General features: G+C 75.0%; 17 protein-coding genes. 10 read left to right on the forward strand and 7 right to left on the reverse strand.

The features are described 5' to 3' along the window. Positions 1–310: 310 nt before the first annotated feature. Positions 311–607, forward strand: coding sequence for a hypothetical protein (locus O7633_RS14555; protein WP_074472559.1), 297 nt, complete (start codon positions 311–313; stop codon positions 605–607). Then, positions 604–2,331 carry an alpha/beta hydrolase gene (locus O7633_RS14560; protein ID WP_348776330.1) on the forward strand — a complete coding sequence of 576 codons (1,728 nt, stop codon included), beginning with the start codon at positions 604–606 and terminating at the stop codon, positions 2,329–2,331. Before O7633_RS14555 ends, O7633_RS14560 begins: the two co-directional genes overlap by 4 nt. A gap of 44 nt (positions 2,332–2,375) precedes the next feature. Here the strand turns inward: O7633_RS14560 and glmS are convergent, their stop codons facing one another. Then, entirely contained in the window at positions 2,376–4,289 is a 1,914-nt protein-coding gene (gene glmS, locus O7633_RS14565) for a glutamine--fructose-6-phosphate transaminase (isomerizing) (protein ID WP_074472558.1), read from the reverse strand. A 250-nt stretch (positions 4,290–4,539) separates the two neighbouring features. Here glmS and O7633_RS14570 point away from each other — a divergent pair, with 250 nt between their 5' ends. After that, positions 4,540–5,730 (forward strand): pyridoxal phosphate-dependent aminotransferase, encoded by a 1,191-nt coding sequence (locus O7633_RS14570; protein ID WP_282328191.1) that lies wholly within the window; start codon positions 4,540–4,542, stop codon positions 5,728–5,730. A gap of 6 nt (positions 5,731–5,736) precedes the next feature. Here O7633_RS14570 and glmM read toward each other — a convergent pair whose 3' ends face one another. The 6 genes from glmM to O7633_RS14600 form a co-directional block, all read right to left on the reverse strand. Then, complete coding sequence (glmM, locus tag O7633_RS14575; protein WP_282328192.1) at positions 5,737–7,092, reverse strand: phosphoglucosamine mutase; 1,356 nt, start codon at positions 7,090–7,092, stop codon at positions 5,737–5,739. A 114-nt stretch (positions 7,093–7,206) separates the two neighbouring features. Beyond that, a complete protein-coding gene (gene rpsI / locus O7633_RS14580) occupies positions 7,207–7,671 on the reverse strand; it encodes a 30S ribosomal protein S9 (protein ID WP_043965609.1) in 465 nt (154 codons plus the stop codon). A 20-nt stretch (positions 7,672–7,691) separates the two neighbouring features. Then, positions 7,692–8,135: a 50S ribosomal protein L13 gene (gene rplM, locus O7633_RS14585; protein ID WP_043965607.1), complete on the reverse strand. Its 444-nt coding sequence runs from the start codon at positions 8,133–8,135 to the stop codon at positions 7,692–7,694. Between the two features lie 210 nt (positions 8,136–8,345). Then, entirely contained in the window at positions 8,346–9,713 is a 1,368-nt protein-coding gene (locus tag O7633_RS14590; protein WP_282328193.1) for a nitrate/nitrite transporter, read from the reverse strand. A gap of 180 nt (positions 9,714–9,893) precedes the next feature. Further along, positions 9,894–10,187, reverse strand: a complete 294-nt coding sequence (locus tag O7633_RS14595; RefSeq protein WP_043966519.1) for a type II toxin-antitoxin system PemK/MazF family toxin — start codon at positions 10,185–10,187, stop codon at positions 9,894–9,896. Next, a complete protein-coding gene (locus O7633_RS14600) occupies positions 10,177–10,434 on the reverse strand; it encodes a DUF6364 family protein (protein ID WP_282328194.1) in 258 nt (85 codons plus the stop codon). Before O7633_RS14600 ends, O7633_RS14595 begins: the two co-directional genes overlap by 11 nt. A 176-nt stretch (positions 10,435–10,610) precedes the next feature. On the opposite strand from O7633_RS14600, the gene O7633_RS14605 reads away from it, so the two are divergent. The 7 genes from O7633_RS14605 (at position 10,611) to O7633_RS14635 (ending at position 19,532) form a co-directional block, all read left to right on the forward strand. Continuing rightward, positions 10,611–11,069 (forward strand): helix-turn-helix domain-containing protein, encoded by a 459-nt coding sequence (locus tag O7633_RS14605; RefSeq protein ID WP_282328195.1) that lies wholly within the window; start codon positions 10,611–10,613, stop codon positions 11,067–11,069. A 37-nt stretch (positions 11,070–11,106) separates the two neighbouring features. Then, positions 11,107–11,691 carry a PIN domain-containing protein gene (locus O7633_RS14610; RefSeq protein ID WP_282328196.1) on the forward strand — a complete coding sequence of 195 codons (585 nt, stop codon included), beginning with the start codon at positions 11,107–11,109 and terminating at the stop codon, positions 11,689–11,691. A 140-nt stretch (positions 11,692–11,831) separates the two neighbouring features. Continuing rightward, positions 11,832–13,946, forward strand: a complete 2,115-nt coding sequence (locus O7633_RS14615; RefSeq protein WP_282328197.1) for a molybdopterin oxidoreductase family protein — start codon at positions 11,832–11,834, stop codon at positions 13,944–13,946. Beyond that, complete coding sequence (locus tag O7633_RS14620; protein WP_282328198.1) at positions 13,943–15,469, forward strand: FAD-dependent oxidoreductase; 1,527 nt, start codon at positions 13,943–13,945, stop codon at positions 15,467–15,469. Before O7633_RS14615 ends, O7633_RS14620 begins: the two co-directional genes overlap by 4 nt. Further along, positions 15,469–18,069: a nitrite reductase large subunit NirB gene (gene nirB / locus O7633_RS14625; protein ID WP_282328199.1), complete on the forward strand. Its 2,601-nt coding sequence runs from the start codon at positions 15,469–15,471 to the stop codon at positions 18,067–18,069. Before O7633_RS14620 ends, nirB begins: the two co-directional genes overlap by 1 nt. Then, entirely contained in the window at positions 18,066–18,443 is a 378-nt protein-coding gene (gene nirD / locus O7633_RS14630; RefSeq protein WP_282328200.1) for a nitrite reductase small subunit NirD, read from the forward strand. Before nirB ends, nirD begins: the two co-directional genes overlap by 4 nt. Next, positions 18,444–19,532: a uroporphyrinogen-III synthase gene (locus O7633_RS14635; protein WP_282328201.1), complete on the forward strand. Its 1,089-nt coding sequence runs from the start codon at positions 18,444–18,446 to the stop codon at positions 19,530–19,532. Positions 19,533–19,544: the final 12 nt, after the last annotated feature.

Raw genomic sequence — 19,544 nt, forward strand, 5'->3', positions numbered from 1 at the left:
TCCGCGCCGGGGGCGCCGCCGCCGTCGTGGCCCGCCTGCCGGGGCCGCCCCGGACCGTCGAGGATCATGACCTCACCCTACCGGCGGAGGCGGCCGCAGGTTACCCGTCGGGTCGACTGTGGGCAATGCCTGTGGACAACCCGGGGGTACGACCGCCGCCCGTTGTCCACAGGGCGTTCCGGTCGGCGGGGCGGCTGCCTAGCGTCGACGGCGTCGCTGTCCACCCGTCGACGGCGGTGTCGCCGGCCCACCGGGCCGGCCCCGCCGCCCGTCCCGTCGTGACGGGGCACCGAGCCGGAGGAGCCCACCGATGACCGAGGAGCCGTTCACCGTCCGCCCGGAGCTGCTGCGGGAGGTCGCCGGGGCGCTGGGCGACCTCGCGTACCGGCTCGGGCACGGGCTGTCCGGCGTGCCCGGGCTGGCGGTGCCGGCCCCCGGCTGGCGGTCGGCCGACGCCCTGGGCGGCCTGGAGTCGGCCGCGCACGCCTGGTGTGGGGCGCTCGGCGCGCGGGTCGCCGCCGCCCAGGGCGCGCTCACCGGCGCCGCCGAGGGCTACCAGGCGGCCGACGAGCGGGCCGCCCACCGGCTCAGGGTGCTCCCCCGGTGAGCCCTGCGACGCGCCGGGGCGCGGGCGGCGGGAGCCCGGCGGCCGGTGGGGCGGGCGGCCCGGCCGGGGCAGCCGCCGGCAGGGCGGGTCGGGCCGGCGGCGTCGACCCGGCCGGCGGCCCCGGCGGGCATGCGTCTCCCGCCACCGGGGGCGACGCCTATGCCCGGCTGTGGGCGGCCGACCCGGCCCGGTGGGCGGCGGCCGGCGCGGCCTGGCGGGGGCTGACCGGGCTGGTCGGCCGGCGGGCCGCCGAGCTGGACGCGGCGGCCCGCGCGCTGCGGGGCGGCTGGGCGGGCGCTGCGGCCGGGGCGGCGGGTGGGCGGATCGGCGCGCTCCGGTCCGAGCTGGCAGCCCTCGCGCCGGCGGCGATCGAGACCGACCAGGTGCTCGCCGAGCTGGCCGGGCGGCTCCAGCGGGCCAGGGCCCGGCTGGCCGAGGCGGTCGCCCTGGCCGACGCCGGCGGGGTGCGGCTGGACCGGCGGGGCCGGGCGAGCGCCGACCCGGCGCGGGCGCGGCCGGGCCAGCCGGCCGCCGTGGCCCGGGTCGCCGCCGCCGTGGCAGCCGCCCTGGAGCTGGCCGACGCGGCCGACCGGGAGGCCGCCGGCCGGCTCGCCGAGCTGACCTGGGCGGCCGGCGCGGGCTGGGTGGCCCCGCCCCCGCCCTGGCGTCCGCCGCCGGGGGCCAGCCCGGCGACCGTCCGGTCCTGGTGGGCCGGGCTCACGCCCGCGCAGCGCCGCTGGCTGGTGGCCCGGGAGCCCGAGCTCGTCGGCCGGCTCGACGGGGTGCCCGTGGCGGCCCGGGACCAGGCGAACCGGCTGCTGGTCGACCGGCGGCGGGAGGTGCTGCTGGCCGAGCGACGCCGGCTGCTCGACCGGCTGCCGCGCGGGCCGGTGGAGCTGGCCGGGCTGGCCCGGGTGGAGGGTGCCCTGACGGGGCTGGACGCGCTGGCGGCCCGGTTGACCGGCGGCGGGCAGCCCCGGGCCTACCTGCTGGGGCTGGACCCGGGCGGCGAGGGGCGGACGGTCGTGGCGCTGGGCGACCCGGACCGGGCCGACCGGGTGCTGACCTACGTGCCGGGGATGACCGCCGGCCTCGCCGACGCCACCGGCGAGCTGGGACGCGCCGCCCGGGTGCAGGCCCGCTGCGCGGCGCTGGACCCGACGGCGTCCACCGCGGCGGTGCTCTGGCTGGACTACGACGCGCCGGACTTCCTGCACGAGGCCGTGCTGCCCCACCAGGCCCGGGACGCCGGCCCGGCGCTGCACCGGTTCCAGGAGGGGCTGCGGGCGACCCACGACGGCCCGCCGGCCCGGCAGACGGTGCTCGGGCACAGCTACGGCTCGCTGGTCGTGGGCACCGCCGCCCGCGACCACGGGCTCGCCGCCGACGCGCTGGTCTTCGTCGGCTCGCCCGGCGTCGGCGTCGACCGGGCCGACGGGCTGGGGCTGCCCGCCGGGGAGGTCTGGGCGAGCACGGCGCCCGACGACGGGATCCGGCTGGCCCCGGCCCCCGACGAGCTGCCCCGCCGCGTCCTGCGCGGGCTCAGCCCGCTGGCCGCCGTGCTGACCGGCCGGGACGACCACGCGCTGTGGTTCGGCCACGACCCGGCCGACCCGGGCTTCGGCGGGCGCACCTTCCCCAGCGGTCGGCACGGCCACACCGGCTACTGGGACCCGGCGAACCCGGCCCTGGACGGCATGGCCCGGATCGTCCTGGGCCGGTGACCGGCCCCTCCCGCAGGCGGCCGAGCCGCCGGCCCCCGGGGCGGCTACTCCACGGTGACGGACTTGGCGAGGTTGCGGGGCTGGTCGACGTCGTGGCCCCGGGCCGCCGCGATCTCCGCCGCGAGCACCTGCAACGGCACGGTGGTCACCAGGGGTGCGAGCAGCGTCGGCGTACGCGGCACCCGGATCAGGTGGTCGGCGTAGCGGACGACCGCCTCGTCGCCCTCCTCGGCGATCACGATGGTGCGGGCCCCCCGGGCGCGCACCTCCTGGATGTTGGAGACGACCTTGTCGTGCAACATGCCCCGGCCGACGGGCGACGGCACGATGCAGATCACCGGGGTGCCCTGGTCGATGAGCGCGATCGGACCGTGCTTGAGCTCGCCGGCGGCGAAGCCCTCGGCGTGCATGTACGCGAGCTCCTTGAGCTTGAGCGCGCCCTCCAGGGCGACCGGGTAGCCGACGTGCCGGCCGATGAAGAGCACGGTCGGCTCGGACCTGATCTCCCGGGCCAGCTCCCGCACCGGCTCGATCCGGTCCAGCAGCTCGCGCAGCTTGCCGGGCATCTGGTGGAGCTGGTCCACGACGGCGGCCACCTCGTCGGCGAACTTGATCCCGCGCACCTGGGCGAGGTGCAGGCCGATGAGATAGCAGGCGACGAGCTGGGTGAGGAACGCCTTGGTGGAGGCGACGGCGATCTCGGGCCCGCCGTGGGTGTAGAGCACGGCGTCGGACTCGCGCGGGATGGTCGAGCCGTTGGTGTTGCAGATGGCGAGCACCCGGGCCTTCTGCTCCTTGGCGTGCCGCAACGCCATCAGCGTGTCCATGGTCTCGCCGGACTGGGAGATCACGATGATCAGCGTGGACCGGTCGAGGACGGGGTCGCGGTAGCGGAACTCGCTGGCCAGCTCCACCTCGCACGGGATCCGGGTCCAGTGCTCGATGGCATACTTCGCGACCAGCCCCGAGTGGTACGCGGTGCCGCACGCCACGATGAAGATCTTGTCGACGTCGCGCAGGTCCTGGTCGCTGAGGCGGACCTCGTCGAGCATGATCTCGCCGCTGTCGGTGAGCCGGCCGAGCAGGGTGTCGGCGACGGCCTGCGGCTGCTCCTCGATCTCCTTGAGCATGAACCAGTCGTAGCCGCCCTTCTCGGCGGCCGAGGAGTCCCAGTCGATGTGGAAGTCCTTGCCGGTGGCCGGCAGGCCGGCGAAGTCGGTGATCTCGATCGAGTCGGCGGTGATCAGGACGATCTGGTCCTGGCCCAGCTCGACCGCCTCGCGGGTGTGCTCGATGAACGCCGCGACGTCGCTGGCGAGGTAGTTCTCCCCGTCGCCCCGGCCCACCACCAGCGGCGAGTTGCGGCGGGCGCCGACCACCGCGCCGGGCACCGCCGCGTCGACGGCGAGCAGCGTGAACGCGCCTTCGAGGCGCTGGCAGACCGCCCGCATCGCGGCGGCGAGCAGGGGCGGGCCGTCGGGCTCGCCGGCGGCGCGCAGGTCGGCCAGCGCGGCGGAGAGCAGGTGGGCGGCGCACTCGGTGTCGGTGTCGCTGCTGAACTGGACGCCGTCGTCCTCCAGCTCGGCGCGGAGCTTCGCGAAGTTCTCGATGATGCCGTTGTGGATCACGGCGACCCGGCCGTCCGGGGCGAGGTGCGGGTGGGCGTTGCGGTCGGTGGGGCCGCCGTGGGTGGCCCAGCGGGTGTGCCCGATGCCGGTGGTGCCGTCGCCGATGCCGATCGGGCTGGCGGCGCAGGCACCCGGGTCGGTGGCGGCCCGCTCGGCCAGCACCTTCTCCAGGTTGGCCAGCTTGCCCGCCTTCTTCTCGACCAGCAGCTCGTCGGCGCACACGACGGCCACCCCGGCCGAGTCGTAGCCCCGGTACTCCAGGCGACGCAAGCCGTCGAGCACGATGCCGAGCGCCGGGCGCGCGCCGGCGTAACCCACGATTCCACACATGGTCCGCAGCCTAACCCAGTTTCGCTCACCACGCGTGCGCAGAAGCCGGGTAAACAAGCATCGAGCTTGAGCGAATTGGTGGGGTGGGCCACTCCGGGGAACAAATCTCCCGGCCCGCGCCCGGGGCTCCCCGCCGACGCGCGCCCGTCGGGCGGCCACCCGGCCGTCCCCCGCAGGCGGGTCGACCGACCACGACCGGCCATCCGGCCGAGGGTGGGCGTGGTCGGGGCGAGCCCGTAGGCTGACGCGGGTGACGACGACGCCCGCCGATGTCGACCCGCTGGTGGCCCGGATGCGGCCGTTCGGGACGACCATCTTCGCCGAGATGTCCGCCCTCGCCGTGCGGACCGGCGCGGTCAACCTGGGGCAGGGCTTCCCCGACACGGACGGGCCGCCCGAGATGCTCGCCGCCGCCGCCGAGGCGCTGCGCGGCGGCCAGAACCAGTACCCGCCCGGTCCGGGCATCCCCGCGCTGCGGGCCGCCGTCGCCGCCCACCAGCACCGGTTCTGGGGCCTGGAGTACGACCCGGACGACGAGGTCGTGATCACCGCCGGGGCCACCGAGGCGATCGCCGCGAGCATCCTCGCCCTCTGCGAGCCGGGCGACGAGGTGGTCTGCTTCGAGCCGTACTACGACTCGTACGCCGCGTCGATCGCCCTCGCGGGCGCGGTGCGGCGGCCGGTGACGCTGCGGCCCGACGCCGACGGCCGGTACGCCTTCGACCCGGCGGCGCTGCGCGCCGCGTTCGGGCCGCGTACGCGGCTGGTCCTGCTCAACTCCCCGCACAACCCGACGGGCAAGGTCTTCACCCGCGAGGAGTTGACCCTGGTCGCCGAACTGTGCCGCGAGCACGACGCGTACGCGGTGACCGACGAGGTGTACGAGCACCTGGTCTTCGCCGACGCCGCCACCCCGCACGTGCCGCTGGCCACCCTGCCCGGCATGCGCGAGCGCACCCTGCGGATCTCGTCGGCCGGCAAGACGTTCTCCTGCACGGGGTGGAAGGTGGGCTGGGTCAGCGGGCCGGCGTCGCTGGTCTCGGCGGCGCTGCGGGTCAAGCAGTTCCTCACCTACGTCAACGGCGCGCCGTTGCAGCCGGCGGTGGCGGTGGCGCTGGCCCTGCCGGACGCCTACTTCGCGGAGTTCTCGGCCGGGATGCAGGCCCGCCGGGACCAGTTGGTCGCCGGGCTGACCGACGCGGGCTTCGGCGTCCTCACGCCCGAGGGGACATACTTCGTCACGGCCGACATCGGCCCGCTCGGCGGGCGGGACGGGGTCGAGTTCTGCCGGTCGCTGCCGGCGCGGTGCGGGGTGGTGGCCGTGCCCACCCAGGTGTTCTACGACGACGTCGAGGCCGGGCGGCGGCTGGTCCGGTTCGCGTTCTGCAAGCGGCCGGAGGTGCTCGCCGAGGCGGTCACCCGGCTACGCAGCCTGACCTGACCGCCCTTACAGGGTGGGGCTGGCGGCGCGGACCTGCTCGGCGATGCGCTCGGCGACCTCGCGGGCGACGCTTTCGGTGGCCGCCTCGACCATCACCCGGACGAGCGGCTCGGTGCCCGAGGGGCGCAGCAGCACCCGGCCGGTCTCGCCCAGTTCCGCCTCGGCCCGCTCGACCTCGGCCCGCACGGCCGGCGCGGCGGCCCCCACCGAGCGGTCCCCGACCGGCACGTTGATCAGCACCTGGGGCAGCTTGGTCACCACGGCGGCCAGGTCGGCGAGGGTGCGGCCGGTGGCGGCCATCCGGGCCATCAGGTGCAGCCCGGTGAGCACCCCGTCGCCGGTGGTCGCGTAGGCCGGCATGACGATGTGCCCGCTCTGCTCCCCGCCGAGGGCGAGGCCGGAGCCGCGCAGCTCCTCCAGGACGTACCGGTCGCCGACCTTCGTCTCGATCAGCCGGATGCCCTGCGCGGACATGGCCAGCCGCAGGCCGAGGTTGCTCATCACGGTGGCGACGAGCGTGTCGTCGGTGAGCGCGCCGGACTCCCGCATGGCCACGGCGAGGATCGCCATCACCTGGTCGCCGTCGACCTCGACCCCGTCGGCGGTGACCGCCACGCACCGGTCGGCGTCGCCGTCGTGGGCGATGCCGAGGTGCGCCCCGTGCGCGACGACGGCCTCGCGCAGCGCGTCGATGTGGTTGGAGCCGCAGTCGTCGTTGATGTTGAGGCCGTCCGGCTCGGCGTGGATGGCGACGACCTCGGCCCCCGCCTCCCGGTACGCCACCGGCGCGACCTCGGCCGCCGCGCCGTTGGCGCAGTCGACCACGACCTTGATCCCGTCGAGGCGGTGCGGCACGGTGCCGACGAGGTGCTGCACGTAGTGGTCGGCGCCGTCGAGCAGGTCGTGCACCCGCCCCACCCCGGCGCCGGTCGGCCGGTCCCACGCGGTGACGGCGTTCGCCTCGACGGCCGCCTCGATCCGGGCCTCGATCTCGTCGGGCAGCTTGTGGCCACCGACCGCGAAGAGCTTGATGCCGTTGTCGGGCATGGGGTTGTGCGAGGCGGAGAGCATCACGCCCAGGTCGGCCTTGGCCTCGGCGGTGAGGAACGCCACGGCGGGGGTGGGCAGCACGCCGACGCGCACGACGTTGGCGCCCGCACTGGTGAGGCCGGCGACCACGGCGGCCTCCAGCATCTCGCCGCTGGCCCGGGTGTCCCGGCCGACCACGGCCAGCGGCGGATGGCTGCGGTCCGTCTCGGCCAGTGTGTGGGCGGCGGCCACCGCCACCGCGAGCGCGAGCTCCGGGGTGAGATCCGCGTTCGCGCGTCCGCGTACGCCGTCCGTGCCGAACAACCGGCCCATACCCGCCAACCTCCGATGAAATGGTGCAACAGCGAAAGCGAAACGGCCGGGCCACCCCCCGTCGAGGAGGGGTGGACCCGGCCGTTCGTCAGAAGTACAACGTGAAGCTGTTGATCAGCGCTTCGAGTACTGGGGAGCCTTGCGGGCCTTCTTGAGGCCGTACTTCTTGCTCTCCTTGACCCGGGCGTCACGGGTCAGGAAGCCGGCCTTCTTCAGGGCCGGGCGGTCGTCGGGCTCGCTGACGATCAGCGCCCGCGCGATCGCGAGCCGCAGCGCACCGGCCTGGCCGGTGGTGCCGCCGCCGCGCAGGTTGGCGATGACGTCGAACGCCTCGGGCTTCTCGGCGGTCACCAGCGGGTCCTTGATGAGCTGCTGGTGCACCTTGCTCGGGAAGTAGGCCTCAAGGTCGCGGCCGTTGCAGGTGATCTTTCCGCTGCCGGGGACGATGCGCACCCGGACGATGGCCTCCTTGCGGCGGCCCACGGTCTGGATCGGGCGGTCGCCGCGGGGGGCGCGGACGACGGGCGCCGGCGCCTCGGTGGCCTCGGGGGCAACCTCGGTCTCGGTGATGTCGGTCATGCTGTTTCCTTCGCCCGCGCTCACTGCGCGATCTGCTTGATCTCGAACGGCGTCGGCTGCTGCGCGCCGTGCGGGTGCTCGGCACCGGCGTAGACCTTCAGCTTCTTGATGAGCTGACGGCCGAGCTTGTTGTGCGGGAGCATCCCCTTCACGGCCAGCTCGATGGCCCGCTCGGGGCGCTTGCTGAGCAGCTCCTCGTAGCCGACCTGCTTGAGGCCGCCCGGGTAACCGGAGTGGCGGTAGGCGACCTTCTGCTGGCGCTTGTTGCCGGTCAGCGCGACCTTGCCCGCGTTCACGACGACGACGAAGTCGCCCGTGTCGACGTGCGGCGCGAAAGTCGGCTTGTGCTTGCCACGCAGCAGCGTGGCGGCGTGGGTCGCGAGGCGGCCCAGCACGACATCAGAGGCGTCGATGACGTGCCACTGACGCTCGATCTCACCCGGCTTCGGGCTGTACGTACGCACAGGTCTACCTTGTCTCGTCGTCGGTCTGGGGTCGCGCGCCGAGGTGACCAGGACAACCCGGCCGGACCAGCGCGCACGAACGACCAAGCGTACCTGATGCGGCACGCCTCTAAATGTCGTACAACAGCAGGCAACGATACCCGGGGCCGGGTCGGCAGGTCAAAACGGGGGGCCGCCCGGCGCGGCCCCCCGTTTCGATCATGACCAGGGTCACACCCCGGCGCGGGCCATCCGGGAGCCGGGCCGCACGTACGCGACCCAGGTGACCACCAGCAGCACCAGGAAGAAGCCGACGTAGAAGCGCAGCGCCGGCTGGATGCCGCCGTAGGTGGACTTGGCCCAGGCATAGCAGATCGGCACGAGGAAGCCGCCGAACGCCCCGACGGAGGAGATGATGCCCAGCGCCCCGGCCGCCTGCCGCCGCATGGCCAGCATGGTCTCCGGGGAGCCGCCCAGGTCCTCGCCCTTGACCCGGAAGATCTTGGAGATCATCCGGTACGTCGACCCGTTGCCGATCCCGGTCGCCACGAACAGCAGCATGAACGCGGCGAAGAAGACGCCCAGGCTGCGCTCCTGCACGGACCAGAGCGCGCCGTACGCCCCGACGGCCATCAGCACGAAGCTGCCGATGGTGACCCGGGCCCCGCCCACCCGGTCGGCCAGCCGCCCGCCCAGCGGGCGGAAGAACGAGCCGATGCCGGCACCGATGAACGCCCAGCTCAGCGCGATGTCGGGCCGGCCGAACACCGAGTTGAGCAGGGTGGGGAAGGCGGCCGAGTAGCCGATGAACGAGCCGAAGGTGCCGATGTACAGCAGCGACATGATCCAGGTGTCGGCGTGCCGCAGCGCGGACCAGACCGGCTTCACGTCCGCCTTCGCCTCGGCCAGGTTGTCCATGAACAGGTACGCGCAGACGGCCGCGGCGACGGCGAGCGGGACGTACATCAGGCCGGCCCGGGAGAGCGCGAGCCCGCCGCCCAGCACGATCACCTGGGGCACCAGGAACTGCACGACCGCGACGCCGATGTTGCCGCCGGCGGCGTTGAGGCCCAGCGCCCAGCCCTTCTCCCGCTCCGGGTAGAAGAAGGAGATGTTGGCCATGCTGGAGGCGAAGTTGCCGCCGCCGAGGCCGGCGGTGGCGGCGACCAGCAGCAGCGGCACGTAGCCGATCTCCGGGTTCTCGACCGCCCAGGCCAGGCCGAGGCAGGGCAGCACCAGCAGCAACGCGGAGACGATGGTCCAGTTCCGGCCGCCGAAGATCGGCACCGCGAAGGTGTACGGCAGCCGCAGCAGCGCGCCCACCCCGCTGGGCACGGCGGTCAGCCACAGCGTCTGGCTGGTGCTGAGCTGCCAGCCGACGTCGTCGAGCCGGACGACGACGATGCTCCAGAGCAGCCAGACCGAGAAGCCGATGTGCTCGGCGAAGATCGAGTAGACGAGGTTCCGGCGGGCGATCGACCTGCCGACGGTCCGCCAGAAGCCCTGGTCCTCGGGGTCCCAGTGCCCGATCCACCGGCCCGGCCGGCGTTGCAGGTCGATCTCGCCTGTGGGTTCGGTCTCGACCACCGTGCTGGTCATCCGCTGTCTCCTCCCGGCCGGGCGTCCACGTCGCCCGACGCCGAGGGGACGGGCGACGGGCGGTTCCGCCAGCAAGTTAGGAGGCCGGGATTACCGGAACATTCGTCGCGGGAGTCGCCGACGCAACAGCCGCCGCACAGGGCGGGTCGGGACAATGGTGAGATCCCGGTCGGGCCGCGGTCAGAGTTGTTGCAGGATACGCAATGCGCGGGCGACCCGCTGCATGGTGTCCGCGTCGGCCACGTCCACGCACTCGGTGAACCACTGCTTCATGGGCGAGGAGAGCCGGTCGGGCATCACCACGTGCCCGCCCATCGGCACGGCCAGCGGCGAGTCGCGCAGCAGCGCCGCCTCGACCACCTCGGCGACCATCACGATGGGCACGTCGGTGGAGTTGTAGACGTCGGAGCTGATCACCAGTCCGAGCCGTTCCCGGGCGCCGGAGATGCGCCAGACCTCTCCCCTACGCAGCACGCGGCCGCCCGCCGAAGAGCACGTCGTCGACCATCGCCACCTCGCGGGCGTCGGCGACGGCGGCCGCCTCCAGGTCGAGCCCGGCCCGGTTGACGGCGTCGGCGTGCGCGGTGAAGACCTCGCGCAGCGCCTTCTCCCGGGCGGCCTGGTCCATCCAGGCGGAGAGCGACAGTCCCTCGCGCTTGGCGAACCGGCGCGCCTCCTCGATCGTCTCGTCGGAGAACGACAGCGTCACCTTGGCAGTCATGCCACCCAGCCTACTCCCGGTGTGACCCCCGGTCATCCCCACCGCTTCGAACCCGGTCACGACAGGCGCAATATTCGCAATGTCTTGCGGTTGCTTCGGACACGAGTGAATATGGAGTCCAGGGCGAGTTGTACGGATCCTCCAAACAACTCACGCAGAAGCAGGGGGGAACGGCCATGAGCGTCACCGCCACGATGTCCGTGCGGCCCGCCGAGGGCCCTGAGCGCCAACGAGTGGCCGAGATCGACGACTTCCTCAGGCGTCACCACCGCCGCCTCGGCGACGGCCCGACGCGACTCGTCTCAGCCGACGGCGAGGAGGTGCCCGTTCCCGTGCAACTGTTCGACCTGCTGCGCGAGATCGCCGCCACGCTGGCCCGGGGCGACGGCGTGGCCGTCAACGCCATCTCCCGGGAACTGTCGACCACCGAGGCGGCGAAGCTCCTGGGCATGTCCCGCCCCTCGCTCGTCCGCCTGCTCGACGACGCCACCATCCCGGCGCACCGGGTCGGCAGCCATCGCCGGGTGTTCCTGCGCGACGTCCTGGACTTCCGGCAGCGTCAACTGGAGGAGCGTCGCCGGTCGTACGAGGCGCTGATGCGGGAGTCGGACGCGCTCGGACTCAACGACGAGTAGTGCGTGCCCGATCGGTCACGATCGGTAAAGTGTCCCGGTGATCCCCAGCTCCCCCCTGGTGTTCCTGGATGCCAACGTCCTGTATTCACGGACGCTCCGCGACTGGATCTGCCTCCTTGCGCTGGAGAGCGCCTACGACCTCCGCTACAGCGAAGACGTCCTGGCGGAGTGGATGTACCGCCTGCGCCGCAAGCGCCCGGAACTGTCCGAGCACGCGATCGGCGGGCAGCGACGCAAGTTCGTCGCCGCTTTCCCCGACGGCATGGTCACCGGCTACTCACCCGGTTCGGTGCCCTGCCCGCCCGACCCCGACGACCGTCACGTGCTCGCCGCCGCGATCCACGGCGGTGTCGACGTGCTGGTGACGAACGACCGGCAGGGACGCGAGGCGTTCCCCCCGGAGTGCGTGCGAGACCGCCTTGAGGTCCACACCGCGGACGAGTTCCTGGACCACGTCGCGGGCGACTCGATGGCCCCGGTGTGGCGGGTCCTGGCGAGGCAGCTCGACTACTACCGGCGCACGCGGGGCACCGGTGACTACGACGAGGCGGAACTGGTCGCCTTCCTGCGCAAGGCCGGTGCCGCCCGCTTCGCGGAGCGGCTGGAGCGCCTGGCGACCTGATGACATCGACCGTTACGCCAGCGAGCCTGCGTTCAGCAGGAGGTCCGGCGCGTTTCTCCTGTGCGGTGTGAGGTGCTCTTGACAGGACCGAAACAAACGGGACGCTGACCCGAAACCGCCCGGCGGCACGCTTTGCCGACATGACAGACGGTGCGCGGCCGGCGACTGACCCGGGGGGCTCCCCCCGGGAGGCGGCGACGCACTGCCCGTACTGCGCCCTCCAGTGCGGCATGACGCTGCGCCAGACCGGCGGCCGGGTCGAGGTCCTCCCCCGGGACTTCCCCACCAACCGTGGCGGCCTCTGCCAGAAGGGCTGGACGGCCGCCGACCTGCTCGACCACCCCGACCGGCTGACCACCCCGCTGGTGCGCGACGCCGGCACCGGGCAGCTGCGCCCGGCGTCCTGGGCCGAGGCGATGGAGCGGATCGTCGGGGGCGTGCGCGCCGTCCAGGACCGGCACGGCCGCGACGCGGTCGCCGTCTTCGGCGGCGGCGGGCTGACCAACGAGAAGGCGTACGCGCTGGGCAAGTTCGCGCGGGTGGCGCTGCGCACCCGGCACGTCGACTACAACGGGCGCTGGTGCATGTCGTCGGCGGCGGCGGCCGGCAACCGCGCGTTCGGCGTCGACCGGGGGCTGCCGTTCCCGCTGGCCGACCTGGGCCGGGCCCGCACCCTGCTGATGGTGGGCGCGAACCCGGCCGAGACGATGCCGCCGCTGATGCGCCACGTCGCCGACCAGCAGGCCGCCGGCGGGACGCTGATCGTGGTGGATCCCCGGGCCACCGCCACCGCCCGGCAGGCCGACCTGCACCTGCAACCGGTGCCCGGCACCGACCTCGCGCTGGCCAACGCGCTGCTGCACATCGCGCTCACCGAGGGCTACGTCGACCGGGCGTACGTCGCCGAGCGCACCACCGGCTTCGACGAGGTGCGGCGCACGGTGGCCGGCTACTGGCCGGCGGAGGTGGAGCGGCTCACCGGCGTGCCGGTGGCCGACCTGGAGACGACCGCGCGGGCCCTGGCGACGGCGGGCGGCGCGATCATCCTCACCGCGCGGGGGGCCGAGCAGCACGCCAAGGGCGTCGACACGGTCACCGCGTTCATCAACCTGGCGCTCGCGCTGGGCCTGCCCGGTCGGCCCGGCTCCGGCTACGGCTGCCTCACCGGGCAGGGCAACGGCCAGGGCGGGCGGGAGCACGGTCAGAAGGCCGACCAGCTCCCCGGCTACCGCAGCATCACCGACCCGGCGGCCCGCGCGCACGTCGCCGGGGTGTGGGGGGTGAGCGCCGACGAGCTGCCCGGGCCGGGCGTGCCCGCCTACCAGCTCCTGGATTCCCTCGGCACCCCGGCGGGCCCGAAGGCGCTGCTGGTGTTCGGCTCCAACCCGGTGGTGTCCGCGCCCCGCGCGGCCCGGGTCGAGGGCCGGCTGCGGGACCTGGACCTGCTGGTCGTCGCCGACCTGGTGCGCTCGGAGACCGCCGAGCTGGCCGACGTGGTGCTGCCCACCGCCCAGTGGGCCGAGGAGGACGGCACGATGACCAACCTGGAGGGCCGGGTGCTGCGCCGCCGCGCGGTGCGTACGCCCCCGGCGGGCGTGCGGACCGATCTGGCGATCATCGCCGACCTGGCCGACCGGCTCGGCGCGAAGGCGGGCTTCGGCGACGACCCGGCGGAGGTCTTCGGCGAGCTGCGCCGGGCCTCGGCCGGCGGGGTCGCCGACTACGCCGGGGTCAGCTACGACCGGATCGAGGCCACCGGCGGAGTTTTCTGGCCCTGCCCGGACGCGGACGCGCCGGACACGCCGCGGCTGTTCGCCGACACCTTCCCCACCCCCGACGGGCGGGCCCGGTTCCGCGCGGTCGACCACCGGCCCGCCGCCGAGGAGGTGTGCGCCGACTATCCGCTGCGGCTGACCACCGGCCGGGTGCTCGCCCAGTACCAGTCCGGCGCGCAGACCCGCCGGGTGGCGGCGCTGCGCCGGGCCGCGCCGGGCGCGTTCGTCGAGCTGCACCCGGACCTGGCCGCCCGGCTCGGCGTCGGCGACGGCGAGGAGGTACGCGTCACCTCGCGGCGCGGCGAGCTGCGCGCCCCGGCCCGGCTCACCCCGACGATCCGCCCCGACACGGTCTTCGCGCCGTTCCACTGGGGCGGGGCCGCGCGGGCCAACTCGGTCACCAACGACGCCGTCGACCCGGTCTCCGGGATGCCGGAGTTCAAGATCTGCGCCGTACGGGTGGAGAGGGCGCAGGCATGACCGCCGTCGTGATCGTGGGCTACGGGATGGCCGGCGCGCGGCTCGCCGCCGAGCTGCACGCCCGCCCCGGGGACCGCAAGGTCACCGTGCTCGGCGCGGAGCCGCACCGGGCGTACAACCGGATCATGCTCTCCACCCTGCTCGCCGGGAAGGTCGACGAGCCGGACGTGGAGCTGACCGAGGCCGCCGGGCACGGCGTGGACGTGCGCACCGGGGTCGCGGTGACCGCGATCGACCGGGCCGCCCGCGAGGTGCGCACCGGCGACGGCGAGCGCATCGGGTACGACCACCTGGTGCTCGCCACCGGCAGCCGGGCCGTGGTCCCGCCGCTGCCGGGGCTGGACCCGGCGGCCCTGCCCGACCGGGTGGCCGTCTTCCGCACCCTCGACGACTGCCGGCGCATCCTGGCCCTGGCCCGGGGCGCGCGCCGCGCGCTGGTGCTCGGCGGCGGCCTGCTCGGGCTGGAGGCGGCCCGGGGGCTCGCCGCCCGGGGGCTGGACGTGACGGTGGTCCACCCGAACGGGCACCTGATGGAACGGCAGCTCGACCCGACGGCCGGCGCGGTGCTCGCCGGCACGCTCGCCGGCCTCGGCGTCCGCGCCCGCCTCGGCGCGTCCGCGACGGGGCTCGCCGCCGACGCCGACGGCGTCCGGCTCGACCTGTCCGACGGCTCGTCGCTCGCCGCCGACCTGCTGGTGCTCTCCTGCGGGGTGCGTCCCGACACCGCCCTCGCCGCCGCGGCGGGGCTGGCGGTGCAGCGGGGCGTCGTGGTCGACGACCGGCTGCGCACCAGCGACCCGCACGTGTCGGCGATCGGCGACTGCGCCCAGCACGACGGCACGCCCAGCGGGCTGGTCGCGCCGGCCTGGGCGCAGGCCCGGGTGGTGGCGCAGCTGCTCAGCGGCGCGGACCCGCACGCCGCGTACCGGGCCCGGCCGGCGGTGACCCGGCTCAAGGCGGCCGGAATCGACCTCGCCGCGATGGGCGACACCGCCGCCGGGGGCGACCGGGCCGGCGACGGGCCGGTCGAGGAGCTGACCTTCGCCGACCCGGCCCGAGGCACGTACGCCCGGCTGCGCATCCGCGACGAGCGGCTGACCGGGGCGATCCTGCTCGGCGACAACCCGGCCGTCGGCACGGTGGTGCAGCTGTTCGACCGGGGCGCGCCCGTGCCGTCGGACCGGCGGGCGCTGCTGCTGGGCCGGGCGCTCGGCGGCGCGCCGGCGGCACCGGCCGCGTCACCGGCGCTGATGCCGGACGCGGCGACCGTGTGCCAGTGCAACGACGTCAGCAAGGGCGCGCTGGTGGCCTGCTGGCGGGCCGGGGCCAGGACGGTGGCGGCGATGTCGGCGGCGACCCGGGCCGGCACCGGCTGCGGCGGGTGCCGCGACGCCCTCGCCGGCATCGTCGGCTGGCTCGCCGAGGTCGACCCGGCGGCCGACGAACCGGCCGGGCCGCCCGCGACCGACCCGACCGACGACGACAGCCCGAGGGCGCGACACGACCGCGTGGAGGTGGCGTGATGAACGGCGACACGACAGGGCCGGGCACCGCCGGAGGCGACGCCGCCACCGGCGGCCGGGTGGTCGTCATCGGCAACGGCATGGTGGGGCAGCGGTTCACCGAGGCGCTGCGCGCCCGGGACACCGACCGCCGCTGGCAGGTCACGGTGCTCGCCGAGGAGCGCCGGCCGGCGTACGACCGGGTGCGGCTGTCGGCGTTCTTCGACGGGGTGTCCGCCGAGGAGCTGAACCTGCACACCCCCGACGACGGGGTGGAGCTGCGCCTCGGCGAGCCGGCCACCGCCATCGACCGCGAGCGGCGGGTGGTGGTCACGGCGGCCGGCGAGCACCCGTACGACGCGGTCGTGCTGGCCACCGGCTCGTACCCCTTCGTGCCGCCGGTGGCGGGCCGGGACCTGCCCGGGGTGTTCGTCTACCGCACGCTCGACGACCTGGAGGCGATCCGGGAGCACGCCCGGGGCCGGCGCGTCGGCGCGGTGATCGGCGGCGGCCTGCTCGGCCTGGAGGCGGCGAACGCGCTGCGCCTGCTCGGCCTGGCCACCCACGTGGTCGAGTTCGCGCCCCGGCTGATGCCGGTGCAGGTCGACGAGGCCGGCGGGGCGATGCTGCGCCGCTACGTCGAGGAGCTGGGGGTCACCACCCACCTCGGGGTGGCGACCACCGCGCTGCGACCCGGCGCGGACGGCGCGGTGGCGGCGCTGGAGCTGTCCGACGGCCGCACGGTCGACGCCGAGCTGGTGGTGGTGGCGGCCGGCATCCGACCCCGCGACGACCTGGCCCGCACGGCCGGGCTGGAGCTGGGCCCGCGCGGCGGCGTGCTGGTCGACGCGACGTGCCGCACCGGCGACGAGCGGATCTGGGCGGTCGGCGAGTGCGCCGCCGTCGACGGGGTCTGTCACGGCCTGGTCGCCCCCGGCTACGCCACCGCCGAGGTGGTGGCCGACCGGCTGCTGGGCGGCGCGGCGACGTTCCCCGGCGCGGACACCGCAACGAAGCTGAAGCTGCTCGGGGTGGACGTGGCGTCGTTCGGCGACGCCCACGGCACCACCGAGGGCAGCCTCGACGTGACGTTCACCGACCCGGCGACCCGGTCGTACGCGAAGCTGGTCCTCTCCGACGACGCGACGACGCTGCTCGGCGGCGTGCTGGTCGGCGACGCGAGCGCCTACCCGACGCTGCGGGCCAGCGTCGGCGGGCCGCTGCCGGCCGCGCCGCTGGCGCTGCTGGCCCCGGCCGGCGGGGCGGCGGCCGGGGCCGGGGCGCTGCCCGGCAGCGCGCAGGTCTGCTCGTGCAACGCGGTGACCCGCGACGACATCGACGCGGCGATCGCCGGCGGCTGCGCGGACGTGCCGGCGCTGAAGGCGTGCACCCGGGCCGGGACGAGCTGCGGGTCGTGCGTGCCGATGCTCAAGCAGCTGCTCGACGCGGCGGGGGTGAAGCAGTCCACCGCGCTGTGCGAGCACTTCGACCTGAGCCGGCAGGAGCTGTTCGACGTGGTGCGGGTGCGCGGCATCCGCACCTTCTCGCGGCTGATCGCCGAGCACGGGCGGGGCCGGGGCTGCGACATCTGCAAGCCGGTGGTCGCCTCGATCCTCGCGTCGCTGGGCACCGGGCACGTGCTCGACGGCGAGCGGGCGTCGTTGCAGGACACCAACGACGCGTACCTGGCGAACCTGCAACGCGACGGCAGCTACTCGGTGGTGCCCCGGATCCCCGGCGGCGAGATCACCCCGGAGAAACTGATCGTGATCGGTCAGGTGGCGCAGGAGTTCAAGCTCTACACGAAGATCACCGGCGGGCAGCGCATCGACCTGTTCGGGGCGCGGGTCGACCAGCTCCCGCAGATCTGGCGGCGGCTGGTGGACGCGGGCTTCGAGTCGGGCCACGCGTACGGCAAGGCGCTGCGCACGGTGAAGTCGTGCGTCGGCGAGACCTGGTGCCGGTACGGGGTGCAGGACTCCGTCGGCCTGGCCGTGGCCCTGGAGCTGCGCTACCGGGGGCTGCGCGCCCCGCACAAGCTCAAGTCGGCGGTGTCGGGCTGCGCCCGGGAGTGCGCCGAGGCCCGCAGCAAGGACTTCGGCATCATCGCCACCGACACCGGCTGGAACCTCTACGTCGGCGGCAACGGCGGCTTCCGGCCCCGGCACGCCGACCTGTTCGCCACCGACCTGTCCACGGCGGAGCTGATCCCGCTGATCGACCGGTTCCTCATGTACTACATCCGCACGGCGGACCGGTTGCAGCGCACCGCCGCCTGGATCGAGGCGATGGAGGGCGGGCTCGACCACCTGCGCGCGGTCATCGTGGACGACTCGCTGGGCCTCTGCGCCGAGCTGGAGGCGGAGATGGCCCGGCACGTGGCGGGCTACTCGGACGAGTGGCGCGACGTGCTCGACGACCCGGAGCGGCTGCGCCGCTTCTCGTCGTTCGTCAACGCGCCCGACGTGCCGGACCCGTCGATCACCTTCGCCGTCGAACGCGGCCAGCCCGTGCCCGCCGGCCGGGCCCGGCCCGTCGCGGCGGCAGCGGCACCCGACGGCGAGGCGCCCGCCCGCCGCCGGCAACCGGTCACCCTCGGCCTTCCGGAGGTACGGCGATGAGCATCGCGACGGACACGTCCACGCGCCCCCCGGCGGCGGACGCACCGGGCTGGAGCCCGGTCTGCCCGCTGGAGCGGCTGGAGCCGGAACGGGGCGTGGCGGCCCTGGTCGACGGGGCGCAGGTCGCCCTGTTCCGCACCGGCGGCGAGTTGTTCGCCCTGGACAACCTCGACCCGGTCGGCGGCGCGTACGTGCTGTCGCGGGGCATCGTGGGCAGCCGGGGCGGCACGCCGACGGTCGCCTCCCCGCTGCACAAGCAGGTGTACGACCTGCGCACCGGCGCCTGCCTGGACCTGCCCGGCGTGGCGGTGCCCCGGCACGACGTGCGCTGCCGGGACGGCCTGGTCGAGGTGCGGTTGAGACGGGAGGGGTGAATGGCCGACGAGCTGGCCGGCTTCACCATCGGGGTCACCGCTGACCGCCGACGCGACGAGCTGGCCGCCCTGCTGCAACGGCGCGGCGCGCGGGTGGTGATCGCGCCGGCCCTGCGGATCGTGCCGCTGACCGACGACACGGACCTGCGCGAGGCGACCCGGGAGTGCCTGGCCCGCCGGCCGGACGTGCTGATGGCCAACACCGGCATCGGGATGCGCGGCTGGCTGGAGGCGGCCGAGGGCTGGGGGCTGGCGGAGCCGCTGCGCGGCGTGCTGTCGCAGGCGTACGTGGTGGCCCGGGGTCCCAAGGCGCGGGGGGCGATCCGCGCCGCCGGCCTGCACGACCAGTGGTCGCCGGACTCGGAGAGCTGCGAGGAGGTCGTCGAGCACCTGGTGCGGCGCGGGGTGGCCGGGCAGGTGATCGCCATGCAGTTGCACGGCGATCGGCAGCCCGAGTGCACGAGCGCGCTGGAGGACGCCGGGGCGACCGTGATCGAGGTGCCGGTCTACCGGTGGGCCCCGCCGACCGACCCCGCGCCGCTGCACCGGCTCATCGACCTGGTCGCGGGCCGGCTGGTGGACGCGGTCACGTTCACCTCCGCCCCGGCGGCCGAGGCGCTGCTGCGCGCCGCCGGGGACCGCACCGAGACGGTGCTGGAGGCGCTGCGCGGCGACGTGCTGGCCAGCTGCGTGGGCGCGGTGACCGCCGAGCCGCTGGTGCGGCGGGGCGTGCCGGTGAGCGCGCCGAGCCGGGCCCGGCTCGGCGCGCTGGTCCGCACCATCGTGGACGAGCTGCCCCGGCGTACGGTCAGCATCAAGGCCGCCGGGCACCTGCTGACCCTGCGCGGCCACGCGGCCGTGGTCGACGGGGAGCTGCGCCCGCTCGCCCCGGCGCCGATGGCGGTGCTGCGGGCCCTGGCCACCTCACCGGGTCGGGTGCTGTCCCGCACCGCCCTGCTGCGGACGCTGCCGCGCGGCGCGGACGAGCACGCGGTGGAGATGGCGGTGGCCCGGCTGCGCGCCGGGCTGAAGGCTCCCCGGGTGGTACAGACGGTGGTGAAGCGCGGCTACCGCCTCCGCATCGACTGACCCCGGCCGGGA

The organism is Micromonospora sp. WMMD712 (assembly GCF_029581295.1).
Classification (GTDB): domain Bacteria; phylum Actinomycetota; class Actinomycetes; order Mycobacteriales; family Micromonosporaceae; genus Micromonospora; species Micromonospora carbonacea.